This window comes from Shewanella sp. MF05913, assembly GCF_059758095.1.
Window position 1 is genome coordinate 83,836 of record NZ_JCAYNT010000002.1, and the last position, 15,246, is coordinate 99,081.

Genomic DNA, 15,246 nt, shown 5'->3' on the forward strand with positions numbered 1-15,246 from the left:
GTTTATCCTTTTGCTTCTACTTGCTCTGGCTTATACGTACGGAGCAACCAGATCAGACCACCAATCAAGAAGAACGCACTTGGTGGTAACAGTAATAAGCCGTTAGGCTGATACCAACCACCGTCAGAGATTTTACTGAGGATTTCTACGCCGAATAATGAACCATTACCAAATAATTCACGAATAAAGCCTACCGACAACAAGATTGCACCGTAACCTAAACCGTTACCGATACCATCCATAAAACTCATCAAAGGAGGCGTTTTCATTGCATAAGCTTCAGCACGACCCATTACAATACAGTTAGTAATGATCAAACCAACGAATACCGATAACTGTTTAGAAATCGAATAAGCATAAGCTTGTAGCACTTGGTCAACGACGATTACCAAAGAGGCAATAATCGTCATCTGCACAATAATACGTACACTGCTTGGAATATGATTACGAATAAGTGAGATAAACAGGTTAGAAAACGCTGTTACCGCAGTTAGTGCAATGGTCATTACCAACGCTGTTTCCAGCTTAGTAGTAACAGCAAGCGCACTACATACACCCAAAATTTGCAATGCAATTGGGTTGTTATTGATAATCGGTCCAGTTAGAACCTGTTTAAGTTCTTTAACGTCAGCCATTAGCTTACCCCTCCGTTGCGTGCTTTAGCGATAAAGCTTGCAAAGCCTTCTTTACCTAACCAAAATTGCAATGAATGTTGTACGCCGTTACTGGTTAATGTTGCACCAGATAATGCATCCACACCGTAAACAGTGCTCGCCACTGCAGGGTTCTTCGTTACATTGATAGCCAAGTCGCCTTGTTCATCAAATAACTTTTTACCTTTCCACAATGCTTTCCATTTAGGATTTTCAACTTCACCACCTAAACCCGGAGTTTCAGCTTGGTCATAATAAACTAAGCCTTGAATCGTGTTTAAGTCAGCTTCTAATGCTAAAAATGCATACATGGTCGACCATAAGCCGTAACCGTGAACAGGTAAAATAACACTGGTCAATTTACCGGCGTCGTCACGTACTAAGTACACAACAGCTTTGTCAGCTACACGCTTGATTGAGGCAATGTCGTTTTCAGGAATTGTTGAGGTTGTCATGTCACGCGACGCTTTACGTTGATCGTAAGCGTTAGCATCACCTTCTACAAACTCACCTGTTTTTAGGTCAACTAAACGAGCTTCAACATACTGGTTATATTTGCTCAGAATGTCTTGTTTAGTAACGTCACCTTCTTTGGTATCAATCAGGCTTGCTGCTTCGAGAATATACTTTTGCTTATCAAGTAGCTTATTTTCTTGCTGAGTTGGTTTTAAAACAACCGCCGCAGTCGATACAAGCACAGAACAGATAAGACATAAGCCGACAACAACAAATAGCGTTCTACCGAACGAATCTTTATTACTAGCCACGAGCAATCCTCCGCTTGATATTTGCCTGAACTACAAAATGGTCAAATAAAGGTGCAAATAAGTTAGCGAATAAAATAGCTAACATCATACCTTCAGGGAATGCAGGGTTTATCACACGGATAAACACTACCATTGCACCGATTAAGAAACCGTATGCCCATTTAGCAGTATTAGTGAACGACGCAGAAACGGGGTCTGTCGCCATAAACATCATACCGAAAGCAAAACCACCTAACACCAAATGCCAGTGCCAAGGCATTGCAAACATTGGGTTAGTATCACTACCAACAACGTTTAACAATGTTGCAATCGCAACCATACCGAGCATTACACCACCCACGATGCGCCATGACGCAATACGGGTATAGATAATAACAAGGCCACCTAGCAAAATAGCAAACGTCGACACTTCACCAACAGAACCAGGAATAAAGCCCATAAAGGCATCTATCCAGTTTGCATTAGAGGTATAGTCAAAAGCACCTTGTGCTGCTTGGCTCAATGCTGTTGCACCAGAATAACCGTCTGCAACCACCCAAGAGGTGTCGCCAGACATGCTTAATGGGTAAGCAAAGAACAAGAATGCACGGCCCGCTAACGCAGGGTTTAAGAAGTTACGACCTGTACCGCCGAAGATTTCTTTTGCGACAACCACACCAAAGGTGATACCTAATGCGACCATCCATAACGGAATAGTTGCCGGCAGGGTTAAGGCAAAGAGTACAGATGTTACGAAGAAACCTTCGTTAACTTCATGACCACGTACCGAGGCAAAGAGTACTTCCCAAAAACCGCCGACAATAAACGTGACGGCGTATATCGGTAGGAAGAAACAGGCACCATAAAACATTAATGATGCTATGCCAGAGTCCGCAGCAAGCTGCGCACCAAATAGTTCAAATAAACCAACTTGCCAAACGTCAGGGGTACCGAAACCGGCAGCCATAGCGATTTGAGCTTGTAAACCTACGTTGTACATACCAAAAAACATTGCTGGGAATGTACACGCCCAAACCGTAATCATCATACGCTTTAGGTCAAGGTTATCGCGAACATGGGTTTTACCATGGTTCACTTTACCTGGAGTATAGAAAACAGTAGCAGCGGCTTCATAAAGCGCATACCACTTTTCGTACTTACCGCCTTTTTCAAATTGCGGTTCAATACGCTCGATAAAATCTTTCAAGCTCATTAGCCTTCCCTCTCGATCGTATCTAGACAGTCACGTAAATATGAAGCGTAGTCATATTTACCTGGACATACGAACGTGCACAATGCCAAATCTTCTTCGTCTAACTCTAATGCGCCTAAACGAGCTGCGCCATCAAAGTCCCCAGAGACAAGGTCACGAAGTAGCATGGTAGCTAAAATATCTAAAGGCATCACACGTTCATAGTTACCAATTGGCACCATTGCACGGTCTGAGCCGCCCGTACTGGTCGTCATGTTAAACAGACGAGATGGGCTTAAGTGACCTAAGAATGCACGTGTAATAGAGAATTTATCTGAACCAGGCATTGCCCAACCAAACAATTCTTTCTCATTGCCTTCTTCTAGTACACTTACCTGCTGATGGTAGCGACCTAAATAAGCATGAGGTCCTACTGCCGTACGGCCATTTAATACCGAACCTGATACGATACGAACACTTTCACCTACTGTTTCATCAGCAGTAAGTTCAGTCATGCTTGCACCCAATACAGTACGGACTAAGCGAGGTTGTTTTGCTTTAGGACCACCAATAGCCACTACACGCTCAGTGTTTAACACACCTTGAGTGAACAGTTGGCCAATCGCAATCACATCTTGATAACCTACATGCCATACACTACGAGTAGCAGAAGCAGAAAGAACATGATGAATGTGTGTACCCACTAAACCTGCTGGATGTTTTCCGGCAAATTCTTCAACTTGGGCATTGGCTGCAGGGATATCAGCACCTGGCGCTTTACATAGGTAAACTTTACCTTCAGTTAATCGTGCTAATACCTTAAGGCCGTTAGCAAAATCGTCTTTATGTTGAGCGATGACTACCACAGGATCGGCAGCAAGAGGTTGAGTATCAATTGCAGTAACGAAAATACCTGCTGTAGTAGCATCTACGGCTGGCACTTTACTGAAAGGGCGTGTACGCAAAGCAGTCCACAAACCTGATTCAATCAGATTGTCACGAACGGCTTGTACGTCTAACGTGTCTAATTTCTCTGCTTTATATTGAGCAAAAGCAACGCAATCGTCACCTTCTACAGCAATAACAACAGATTGAAGTACACGTCTTGCACCTCGGTTGATTTCTAATATAGTACCACTGGCTAAAGCCGTATATTTAACGCCTAAATTCTTTTTATCTTCAAAAAGAACCTGGCCTTTTTGTACTTTATCGCCCACTTTGATTTTCATCGTTGGACGTAAGCCAATATACTCTTCACCCAAAGTAGCTACATGTCTAATGGCTGGGCCATTATGGATAACTTGCTCTGGTCCGCCTGCTATAGGCAGTTCCAATCCTTTCTTAATTGTAATCATATCCACAAGCACTACGTTTGAAGGAAAGACAATGCGCCACGTTCCGCTACAAAAACAAAGTATTAACAAATACTTGCCATTTGAGCTAGCGCAGATTTAACACGGAAATGCGATCGCAATCACGCTGGTCGCGCGCATTTTACCGTAAATATGAGACTATCGCCACGAAAATAATAGGTGTTTTCAAACCAATACCTTTGTCCCGCGACAGAATTTAACTTAATCCAACTGAATAACAACACCGTACAAAACAGCGACGACTGTATTACGATTTGACATACTATAGCATTAATAATTATAGAAATAATTTTATCTAATTTGTTCGCACATAAAAAAACAGCAGCTCAAGCAAGATGTGCTCAGGCTGCTGCCATTAATAATAGACTAAGACTAATTGATAACTAAAAACGCGCCTGGTAACCCAAATAAGCGCTCATTTCTGATTGAGCCTGTAAACCCGCTAGGGTGCGTTTTGCAACAAGCTCTTCATCCAATAGGTTTTCAACTCTTAAATACACTTCATGTTGTTTAGTCACGCGATAGCTCGCCGTTAAATCAACTTTCCATTGGCTGTCGATTGGCTCAATAGCGACAAGGTTGCCTTCATATTCTAATTCTGATTGGAACAGCGCCTGTGCAATCACAGACACATCACCCATTACCACACCAGAGCTGAAGCTAAACTGCTGCTTAGGTACCCAGGGTAATTGGCTGTCGCCGTCAAAGCAGCCATTAGTATTTGAACAATATCCAATATCTGTTTCGGCTTGGGTGTACTGATATTTTGCTTTAAATGGAATCGAAAAACTGTCAAACGCTAGGCTATACTCAGCCGATAAGTCGATGCCTGTCACCGTCACATCTTCGATGTTTTCTTGCAATGTAATTTGCTCGTAATTGCAAATCATGCCAAACATACAACCAATATGCTGGTTATCGTAATCATGCATATATGCCGTCATTGCCAATGCCAAAGCATCTTGTTTATACGCCACAGCTAATTGATATTGCAATGCTTCTTGAGCGATTTGATCGATATTACCGGCTGATGCAGCGGTCCAGGCCTGTTTGGCTTGTAATGCGGCAGACCAGGCGCCTTGAGTATAAGCAACCTCAATTGAAGGAGTCCAACCATCGTCTGAAAAATCAGCTTCCGCAAGGTCATAGTCATCGTTAACATCTCGAGACACACTCACATGCTCATAACCTAATCCTAGGTTAATCGACCACTGACCATAATTTAATTGAGCATCAACCGCAGACGAGAATGCTGACGCATCATCTTTATAGACCACCAACGCATTTTTATCTGTTACAGAGCTCAATGATAGATCGTTATTCCACACCCAATCTTGTTGCCCAAGCTCCATTTCAGCTTTATCGGTATGGTAACGAGCACTATAAGTCACTTTATGTTGACCTTGCATGCTAACGCCTTTGGTTTGTACGCCAAAACCGGCAAAATCGTTATCTTGGACTAACGCACCTAAGTTCATGCCATCCGCTGTTGGCGCGATTTCAAATGCTGCAATCTCACCAAGCAATACGGTGTTAATCATTTCGCCATCAACAAACAACATATTTGCTGTTTTTTGTGAATAGGTTTGGTAATAAAAATCGGTGTCGACCGTGGATGTCTTCGACAATAGCAGCTTATGGGCTAACACATAACGCTGACGTTCGCCGTCGGTAAAATCGATATTCGCTGCGCCATAGCGTTGATTTGGGGCAACAGAAAAGTCATTATTTGTTAAACCTAAAGTGCCTTGCTCAGCATCTTGGCTAGAATACTGGTAACTGAATTCTGTTGATTGCTTATTACGTGCACCCGGTAAACTGTCAGCACCGATTTTGAACATGATATCTTTTTGGGTTGCATCGGCATCGCGAGCCAGCTCATAACCCACATCATCTGATGCTGATTGATAATCTACAGCCAACAACATGCCAAATTCTTTAGTCGTACCACTAATAATCACACCACTGCTATAGTCGGCATCATCATTCATTTCAACATTAAATTCGCCAGCGTATTTTTTCTCATTAATCGCCACCGATTGATATTCTAGCTTACCAAATGCGGCTTCAGAGCCGTCTAGCACACTGGTCATGCTCGATAACGTTACACTTTGCTGTTGTTGCAAATTAGGCTGTAATACTAAGTTTTGACCAGAATAAGGTGCAGGGGAAAAGAAGATACCGTCTTGTAATACCGCCACACCATCTGATACACCACGGTGCATTAACTCAACATTGGCGTTTGGTGATGTCGGCAATACCGTTACCCCGGTTAATCCTAACGCAATATCACTTTGGCGATAATGAAAAGCCTTCTGTGTCGATTGTTGTAAATCAATCTGGTTATTTGCCTTATCAATTGATTCTGTGACCGTCTCGGCAAACGCCTGAGTTGAATGGCAGGAAAATAACACCGCGGCGGCAATTACCGACAGGCAAAATGGGTGGTTAGACATGATTATCTCCGTATATGTGTCTGGTCGAGCAAAGTTGAAATTGTATGTATTATTATGCTCGATACAATAACGGTTTCAGTGACATAAAAACAGCATACTGATAACGTTTCATCAATATTATCGGGGTCTATTGACAAAAAAAGCGGCCTAAGCCGCTTTTTATATGTGTAGAGATAAGTTTAGAGGTTACCTAAAATCTCATCACTCAGTTTTAAGTCATCATTTCGATTGACGCTCACACCAGCTGCAATAATCATGCGAGCAATATCTTGCGCTTCTGTTAACGAGTGCATTTCATAAGTACCACATTGGTATTCGTTAAGCTCTGGAATGTCTTTTTGCTCAACCACGTTGGTGACATCACTCATCGCAGCTAACCATGCATCGGCCACCATGCGCTCAGAAGGTTGACCAATTAAACTCATGTAAAAGCCGGTGCGACAGCCCATAGGTGAGATATCGATAATTTCAACACCAGCACCGTTTAAATGATCGCGCATAAAACCGGCAAATAAATGCTCAAGGGTATGGATACCACGTTCACTTAATATGTCTTTATTCGGCGCGCAAAAACGCAAATCAAAAACGGTAATCGCATCACCGCTTGGGGTGCTCATGTGTTTTGCAACACGAACCGCTGGAGCATTCATACGAGTATGATCTACGGTAAAACTGTCTAATAAAGGCATTGCTCTCTCCCAGAATATAAAATAATTTTGATACTGTATGATCTAGACACAACATGATCTAAACACTGTACGATCTCTAAACACTATACGATCTAATGTCGAAATAGTATCACTAATCAATTTTTGTCACAGCGGGTATTGATATCATTTTATTCATGATAATTCAGTGCGTCTTCGGTATAACGAAAATAACGTTTAACCGCCGTTTCATTGGCTAAATAAGCCTGTAAGACTTTAGCAAACAGAGGATCTTTTGTGGCTTCTTGCGCTAACACATCATCTCGGGCTTGTTTTAATGCTAATAACACAGAAGAAGGAAACGGTTTAATCTCAACACTGTGCTCATCAATCAATGCATTCATTGCGGCAATATGACCTTGAGTATAATCGTCTAACATATCTTGATTCACTGCGCGCGCAGCCACTTTTACGATGGCTTGTAAATCGGGTGCCAATGCAGCAAAAGCTTGTTTGTTAATTAAAAACTCCATGGTTGAACCAGGCTCATGCCAACCAGGGTAATAATAATATTTAGCGACCTGATTTAACCCTAAAGGTAAATCATTATATGGCCCTACCCATTCAGCCGCATCGATTGCGCCAGTTTGTAATGCGCCATAAAGCTCGCGGCCAGCAAGTTCGTCAACAGGAATACCACCAAGTTTTTTTAAGACCTCACCACCAATGCCGGGCAAACGCATTTTAAGCCCTTTAATGTCTTCTGGGGAATGAATAATCCGATTAAACCAGCCGCCCATTTGCATTCCGGTATTGCCACCCGCTAACGGTAAAACCCCAAACGGTTGATACACTTCTTCCCACAGTGCCATACCACCACCGTAGTGCAACCATGCATTCATTTGTTGTGCATTTAATCCAAAAGGGATCGACGAAAAAAACTGTGCGGCAGGTGCTTTGCCCTTCCAATAATAAGCAGCACTGTGTGCCATTTGAACCGTGCCTTGACTGACACCATCAAAGACAGACAAGGCCGGCATGAGCTCACCAGCGCCATAAACATCGATTGATAACCGACCATTAGACATTTGCTCAACTAATTGTGCAAACCGCTCGGGAGCCATGCCTAATCCAGCAAGGTTTTTAGGCCAAGATGTCGCTAAACGCCATTTAATTACTTGATAAGGTACAGCAGGCGATTGCACTACTGATTGTAATTCTGACTGAGGCGTTTGCACCTCAGGTTGGCAACCTAACAGTAAAGTGAGCCCAATTAACCAGCAGGTCTGTTTCACCTTACCCATGACGACATCCTTAATTTTCAAACATAATTAAGGTTTACTCTAACATAACCATAACAAGTGACAATAATTGTCATGCAATAAAAAACCTCACACAGAGGCGAGGTTTTTTCGTTTAACGTATTGAATAACTTTATGCTTTTGCCAGCTAAATATTGTCGTGCTAATGCTCAACCACTCACAGCAAAAATGACAGTAAAGGCGGCTTAACCTTTGCAGTTAGGCGTTTTAGGCACTTCATCTAATGCCTGCCATTCTGTTTCGGTATATACATTTATCGATAATGCATGCACACCATTGGCTAACTCATCCGCTAAGGCTTGGTTAACTAAACGATGGCGGGCAAGTAAACGTTGTTCGTTAAACTGGTCACTTACAACAACCACTTTAAAATGGGTTTCTGAGTTGGGCGGCACGTGATGACGATTACTTTCGTTAACCACCTCAAGATGCACGGGCGCAAAGGCTTGACTCAATTTATCTGTAATGATTTGTTCGACAGACATAGTGATACTCTTGTTAATTCATATCAATGAAATCGCAGGGTACTGGTTTGCACATTAAAGGTCAAACAAGCAGCGTAAAACTCACTGTTGGTGCACAACTTTTACTCAACTCTTATTTGGCTTACACATCATCACGCCGTTGGCCAGTCAGCCATATCCACAGTATCAATACTCGGGTTATTGCAGCCCTCACCTTGCTGTAAGGCTTCGCTGCCTAGCCATGCGGCAATAAAGTGGCCGTGAGGGTCATAAGTTTGCTGTTGCTTAACAAGATTGAACCGTCTGGAACCTCGAGGATCGGCACCCACACCAGCCAAATATTGCCAATTCCCCCAGTTGATTGCCACGTCATAGTCGATCAGTTGTTGCTGAAAATATGCTGCACCATAGCGCCAATCGCATTGCAATTCATGGATCAAACAGCTGGCGACAATTTGCCTACCACGGTTAGACATGTAACCAGTGTTATTTAATTGTTTCATTAATGCATTCACCAGAGCAAATGGCGTGGTTGCGGTTTTCCAGGCTTGCAATCGTTGTGCATAGAAACTGGTTAACGGCTTTTTGCCGCTAATCCCAGAAAAACGAAATATTGTGCGATTAAATTTATGGCTATACCAATGAAAATACTCTCGCCACAATAACTCATATTCTATCCATTGGCTTGAGTCGTTGGCACCATGCTTTGATTCAAATTGTCGCAATGCCGATACGACTTGGCGTGCCGATAAACAGCCATTGGCTAACCATGGCGAAAACTTTGTTGAGTGTTCCCAGCCATCGAGTTCGTTACGCACAACTTTATAACTGTGGGCCAAATTAGAGGCAAAATAACTGTCTAATTGCAACGCACCTTGAGCCTCGCCGCCACAAAATACATTACTCATCATGTGAGTTTGAGGGAGCCATTTGGGGTACCGTAACCAATCCTGCAACAGCCTATCTTGTGATTGCAACGGGATCATTGGTGGCAGCCAAGAAACCGCATCACTGGCCGCAGTAATATCAATACCCTCAAGCTGTTTACGAAATTGACTGAATGTCGCTGGGAGCGCATTTAAATCAAAAGGCAATTGCGCTACATTAAATAAGGTTTGAGTCGTAACGGTTGAAAATTCAATGCCAGCACTATCGCTGCATTTCTGCTGAATAACCTGCCATGCCGCTTGCTCATCCGCACCGCTGTGATGGCTTCGATAAACTCGCGTAATACCATGTATATCAATAATGTGAGGCAGGCAATCTTGCGCCCGAGCATAAACGATGTGAAGTTGTTGGCCATATTGATTGAGGGAGTCATCTAAAGCCTGCAGTGACTCAAGTAAAAAGCGCAATCGGTGCTTTCCTACATAGTCGGCTTGATATTGAACACTACGAAACCACTGCGGATCAATACAATACACCATCATAAGTTGTTGTGCATTCTTGGCTATATCGGCAAATATAGCGTTATCGGCTATGCGTAAATCATCGCCAAGCCAATAGAGCGCATTAACATTCTGATGTGGCGTTGTGATGCCACCGGTAGAAGAAGTCTTAACATTTACTTTTATCATTTATTGCACCACTGCAAGGTGTTCTCATACCTGTTTAGTACGTAAACATGGCACAGTAAGGTTCAATAAAAGCTTTTTTGCTGAGCAGTGTTGTGAGAACACAGACTTAGCGATAGTAATGAGGGATAACATGCCTAAAAGTAAAATTAATTCTTGGCTCGGTTACTTTAAGTCGTTTAGGCAAAGCATGTTGCCAGTGCTGTTGCATACCTGGATGCATAATCAACAAATCACCTGACTCCAGTGCATATTTTACTTTAGTTTGCGTCTCTTTATGGCGCACAACAAAATCTCGGCAAGCACCCAATGTGACAGATGCAATCGCAGAACGAGTCACAATCTCTGGTTCATCATCACTGTGCCATCCCATACAATCATGCCCATCGGCGTAGCGATTTACTAACACTGAATTGCTTTGTATTTGATGATCGCTCAACAGCTTTTGTCGTAACCGACTTAATACTTGGGGCCAGGGTAATGCGCTAATGTGCAATTTAGAATAATGATAATCGCAGCCCACATCGCCAAACCACGCTTGCGTTCGTGGAATAAGATGTTGTTTACCATACACTTCAATCGCGACTTTTTCTAAAGGATAGTGAGCCACCTCATTAAGCAACAACTGTTGCTGTTTAGCGGATAAGAAGCCTTTAACCCAAGTGACGGGTGGATTAATTTGATGAGCAATTTGATGGCCCATAATGACGTTATCGGCATCGAGATCTAACTCGGTATGTGGCCCATCAAAATCAAACCCCTTTTGCAAACCTGACACCATTTCTCCTATTGACGCTATTGTGTTAAAACCAGCGCTTTATTTTAGCCATCCATAAACCCGAAACTGCAATTAGCGCCATTAAGATCAATACTGCAAAATAGCCATAAGACCATTTGAGCTCTGGCATATTGTCAAAGTTCATCCCATAAATACCCGCGATGACCGTTAACGGCAAAAATATAGCCGTGACTAAGGTTAATGTCATCATCACCCGGTTGGTTTTATGCGCGCTCACAGAAATAAAGCCATTAATTAAGCCGCTGACTAGGCCTAGGTATAAACTGGCACGGCTCGATAAACGCTCAAACTGGTTATATAAATAACTCAACTGTGAGTAATCAAATCCAATGTGTTGTTGGCCATCATCGCCTAATAGTTGTTGTAGCAACTCTTCATGATAACTAAACGAGCGTTTAGCCTTTTGTAATTTACTGCTGTATGCCATTAATTCAGCGAGCAAATCATCACTTGATGCATCAAAAATCTCGTCTTCAATATCATTAAGGCGTTCTTCTAACGCCAACATCACCGCTAAATAATCGATCACAATTTGCCGCATAATAGCAAAACACACCGAGCTCATTTCAGGCGCAACAATCGCGTTACTATCTATCAATTGTTGGGTGACTTTGCTGACACTAATAGACGGTTTGAGGTGCTGTGTAATCAAAAACTGACTATTCACATGCATTAGCAAATGACTTCTATCGAGTAATAAATAATTCTCGCGCTCCATTAACTCGTGAGTGAGCAGATAAGCGTGATCACTGTAGGCTTCTATTTGCGGCGGATGACGCTCACGATGCGCGTCTTCAAAATCAAGATTATCAATACCAAACTGAGGGTGTTCGTTAAAGAAAGCGTGATTATTAGGACCGCTAATATCAATCCAAATAAGATGTAGATTTGGATCGTATTGCGCCATTAAGCTGTCATCGCCATGCGACAACAAATGACCTTGAGTATCAAATAATAAAATGTGAATTGTCATAATTGACTCGTGTTCAAACAGCACTAAAGCCAAGTAAACTAGCTGGCCAATTCCTGAGGTTCGCCCTCTTCTATCACCGTTTTAATTTGTTGAAAATGGCTATTTACCCACGCACTGCTAATGGGGCCCCAAGTCGAAATTCGATAATGCCCTTCATTATGTCGCTGACCTTGCTGGATAAAATCAACCTTAATACCAATATCGGCAAACGCAGTTATGGCATCTTGTAAGGTTCGTCTTGGCATACCTGTTAATTTTTGCAAGCTCAACAAGTTATGCTGTTCTTCATCAAGTAAATGCGCTAAATACAATTTCCGCAAAAAAGCCTTTTGCGATTTATTGACCTCGTTAAGCTCAGAAAACATCATGATAGCGCCTTATAAATAATACCACTTAATCTGAAATTACTGCATGTGTCGCCTTGCTTGCAAGTTATATCAACGGTTGAGGCCTAATCAATAGGCAAAAACCACTTGAGATAAACATTTACAACCTCTTAGTCGCTAATTGCCATTAAAACATGGCAATATAATATGGACGGTAACAAAGGAATAACATAATAATGAAAATGGAACCAACAGAAAAAAGCCCTCAATTATCAACTAAAATCTCCGAGACATTGAATGAACCCGAAGTTGAATTAATCCATTATCAGCATGGCCCTAGCTTAACGCAGGCGCAATATATTCCTTTAGCCACGTTACCCTTAACAGCTGTCGATGCGAATTACCCCAAATTGCTACTCATTATCAGTGTTGCCATCGCGATATTCATCACCCTCGCCATTACCATTTTTGGTCTCGTGAATCCCGATATTCCAACGAGCGTGACATTATCAATATTGCCTGGTTATGCATTGCTGGCCTTAATTATCATTAAACTGATTCATCTTAAAGCCAAGCGGATCGCCTATGGCGTATTTGAGCACGAGTTAGTGTTACGTGAAGGTCTATTTTGGATCTCGACAACCGCATTACCTTATACCCGCTTACAACATGTTAATTTATCCCAGGGGCCGCTTGAGCGCAGATATAACCTGGTGTCATTAAAATGCTTTAGCGCAGGCAGTGGCGTAGCAGAAATAGATTTACCCGGATTAAATGCCGAACTGGCTGAACATATACGTCAGCACCTGTTAGTTAAGGCGGCATCGAACCACCAGCCTATAACTGAACCGCCTAAGAATCACAGCAATAGTTCATTAGAAAATGACACTCAAGCCAACGAAGATGTGGAGCATCAACTCACCACGTCTAAAGCCGAAACTTCCGTTGAGGACACTCCTCATGGATGAGTCGCCAAAAACACCTCAATCGATAAAACAACCTGATGTTATAAAGGCTGCTACGACTCAGCAGCACAGCAGTGATGATCTCGCCAATCAACTCAAAGACTGGCAGGCCTTGTCACCCTGGTCGATTATTACTTATATTTTTAGCACCCTAAAAGGCATTCTCAGTAACGGGTTTGCTGTAATCCCTTTAGTGTATACGGGTTGGAAACAAGGCTTTGATGCGCAATGGTTTATCCTGGCGCTAAGTGCAATCATCATCCTTGTGAGTATTGCTGCCACCATTGAGTGGCGTAAATTCCGCTTCCGTTTAAATGGCGAACAACTCGACGTAAAGCGTGGGCTATTTTTTACTAAAAAAGATGAAATACCACTCACCCGCATTCAAAATATTCGTTATGAGCAGCCTTTTTATTTTAAACCCTTGTCGTTAGGCACCTTAGTCATTGAAACCGCAGGTTCCAAAAAAGATGAGGCACAGCTTGCTGCTTTAGACACCGAGCAAGCACAAACACTTAAGCGTTTATTACTCAAGCTAAAACAATCAGAGAATCCACTTAACCACTCGGCTCAAACAACAGATGCCTCACCTGCAGAAAAAGCTCATACAGAGGCGTTAGACTCGCAACCGATCGCTCTTAAATCGTTTGGTGATTTGTTGCTGTTTGGCTTTTACCATAATAACTTTATTTGGTTTGCGGTGATTGCTGGTCCAGTCCTTGGCCAGCTAAATCTAGACAAGGTATTTGATTCGCCATTAGCCAAGCAGTTCTGGTTATGGATAGAGAGCCAAACTCACCAAAACATCGGCTTACAAGGCTTGTTCTTTATCATGGGTTTACTCTTTTTATACGGATTGTTTTCACTTATATCGATTATCGCTGCTGTGTTGAAATATTACCCATATAAGCTCGACCGGCACGACGATACCCTTCAGCGCAGCGGTGGGGTAATTTCACATCAACAAGATGCTTTGGCCATTAAACGGGTACAACTTATCCATGCTCAACAGCCGGTATTGGCACGTTTATTTGAACGCTGGACCTTGTATTTTAAACAAGTCAAAGGTCAGGAGGTTGAGCAAAAAACCAAGCAACATATGCTTATCCCCAGTGTAAAACCAAACGAAGTCGAATCGATTTTAACAGCCATGCCCAATCTCAGTGGTGGCGCTGGCGCTTTACCTCGTCATTACACCCATATTCACATTAATTGGTTTACAAGGCGGATCATGCTGCCACTTGCTATCGCCATATTACTGTCGGTTATAGCTTGGTTCGATGGTCGCAATTCGAGCTATTTTGAAACGACGTGGTTAATAGCCTCCATCGTCATTGGAGTCATCTATTTACGCTATCGACATTGGGGATATGTGCTTGAAGATAAGGTGGTTTGGCAGCATACAGGTTTGTTAGGCAGGCAATGGAAACGCATTGCGTTTGACAAAGTTCAGCATGTCAAAATAACCCAAACACAGGGGCAAAAGCGTTCAAAACTTGCTTATGTCGAAGTGGGCCTTGCCAGTGGCAGTATCGTGTTCCCCTATGTCCCTGTCCACATTGCTGAGCAGATCATTTCGCGTTCGTTACATGCTGTGAATCGTAATACCCAAAACTGGATTTAGCGTCAGATGCCCCATACAAACAAAGTTGTCTAGGTCAATACAAACAGGCACTGTCTAGACGAGATTGCAAATGCTACCAGTTACCTATCACTGGTCACTGGTCACTGGTCACTGGTCAGCATTGTTAATCAA

Annotated in this window: 14 protein-coding genes; 2 read left to right on the forward strand and 12 right to left on the reverse strand. The window is 42.6% G+C overall.

The window, feature by feature from the left end:
• Positions 1 to 2: 2 nt before the first annotated feature.
• From AC19MV_RS03785 to AC19MV_RS03840, 12 genes are all read right to left on the reverse strand, one after another.
• The gene (locus AC19MV_RS03785) at positions 3 to 635 is read right to left on the reverse strand and encodes an NADH:ubiquinone reductase (Na(+)-transporting) subunit D (RefSeq protein WP_188954151.1); all 633 of its coding nucleotides are present in this window, start codon (positions 633 to 635) and stop codon (positions 3 to 5) included.
• Positions 635 to 1,420: a Na(+)-translocating NADH-quinone reductase subunit C gene (locus tag AC19MV_RS03790; RefSeq protein WP_432399060.1), complete on the reverse strand. Its 786-nt coding sequence runs from the start codon at positions 1,418 to 1,420 to the stop codon at positions 635 to 637. Before AC19MV_RS03790 ends, AC19MV_RS03785 begins: the two co-directional genes overlap by 1 nt.
• Complete coding sequence (locus AC19MV_RS03795; protein WP_432399061.1) at positions 1,413 to 2,612, reverse strand: NADH:ubiquinone reductase (Na(+)-transporting) subunit B; 1,200 nt, start codon at positions 2,610 to 2,612, stop codon at positions 1,413 to 1,415. Before AC19MV_RS03795 ends, AC19MV_RS03790 begins: the two co-directional genes overlap by 8 nt.
• Positions 2,612 to 3,946 (reverse strand): Na(+)-translocating NADH-quinone reductase subunit A, encoded by a 1,335-nt coding sequence (locus AC19MV_RS03800; protein ID WP_498306249.1) that lies wholly within the window; start codon positions 3,944 to 3,946, stop codon positions 2,612 to 2,614. The genes AC19MV_RS03795 and AC19MV_RS03800 overlap by 1 nt, the downstream gene beginning before the upstream one ends.
• Positions 3,947 to 4,347: 401 nt before the next feature.
• A complete protein-coding gene (locus AC19MV_RS03805) occupies positions 4,348 to 6,420 on the reverse strand; it encodes a TonB-dependent receptor domain-containing protein (protein WP_498305844.1) in 2,073 nt (690 codons plus the stop codon).
• Between the two features lie 179 nt (positions 6,421 to 6,599).
• Entirely contained in the window at positions 6,600 to 7,109 is a 510-nt protein-coding gene (gene luxS / locus AC19MV_RS03810) for an S-ribosylhomocysteine lyase (protein ID WP_432399064.1), read from the reverse strand.
• Between the two features lie 149 nt (positions 7,110 to 7,258).
• Complete coding sequence (locus tag AC19MV_RS03815; protein ID WP_498305845.1) at positions 7,259 to 8,371, reverse strand: TRAP transporter substrate-binding protein; 1,113 nt, start codon at positions 8,369 to 8,371, stop codon at positions 7,259 to 7,261.
• Between the two features lie 203 nt (positions 8,372 to 8,574).
• Positions 8,575 to 8,874, reverse strand: a complete 300-nt coding sequence (locus tag AC19MV_RS03820) for a BolA family protein (protein ID WP_432399067.1) — start codon at positions 8,872 to 8,874, stop codon at positions 8,575 to 8,577.
• Between the two features lie 131 nt (positions 8,875 to 9,005).
• Positions 9,006 to 10,430 carry a DASH family cryptochrome gene (locus AC19MV_RS03825; RefSeq protein WP_498305846.1) on the reverse strand — a complete coding sequence of 475 codons (1,425 nt, stop codon included), beginning with the start codon at positions 10,428 to 10,430 and terminating at the stop codon, positions 9,006 to 9,008.
• A gap of 106 nt (positions 10,431 to 10,536) precedes the next feature.
• Entirely contained in the window at positions 10,537 to 11,130 is a 594-nt protein-coding gene (locus AC19MV_RS03830; RefSeq protein ID WP_498306251.1) for an alpha-ketoglutarate-dependent dioxygenase AlkB family protein, read from the reverse strand.
• Between the two features lie 100 nt (positions 11,131 to 11,230).
• Positions 11,231 to 12,199: a magnesium transporter CorA family protein gene (locus AC19MV_RS03835; RefSeq protein ID WP_498296464.1), complete on the reverse strand. Its 969-nt coding sequence runs from the start codon at positions 12,197 to 12,199 to the stop codon at positions 11,231 to 11,233.
• A gap of 38 nt (positions 12,200 to 12,237) precedes the next feature.
• Positions 12,238 to 12,567 carry a winged helix-turn-helix domain-containing protein gene (locus tag AC19MV_RS03840; protein ID WP_432399070.1) on the reverse strand — a complete coding sequence of 110 codons (330 nt, stop codon included), beginning with the start codon at positions 12,565 to 12,567 and terminating at the stop codon, positions 12,238 to 12,240.
• Between the two features lie 194 nt (positions 12,568 to 12,761).
• On the opposite strand from AC19MV_RS03840, the gene AC19MV_RS03845 reads away from it, so the two are divergent.
• Complete coding sequence (locus AC19MV_RS03845; protein ID WP_498305847.1) at positions 12,762 to 13,493, forward strand: PH domain-containing protein; 732 nt, start codon at positions 12,762 to 12,764, stop codon at positions 13,491 to 13,493.
• Positions 13,486 to 15,114 (forward strand): PH domain-containing protein, encoded by a 1,629-nt coding sequence (locus AC19MV_RS03850; RefSeq protein ID WP_498305848.1) that lies wholly within the window; start codon positions 13,486 to 13,488, stop codon positions 15,112 to 15,114. The genes AC19MV_RS03845 and AC19MV_RS03850 overlap by 8 nt, the downstream gene beginning before the upstream one ends.
• The last annotated feature ends 132 nt before the right edge of the window (positions 15,115 to 15,246 follow it).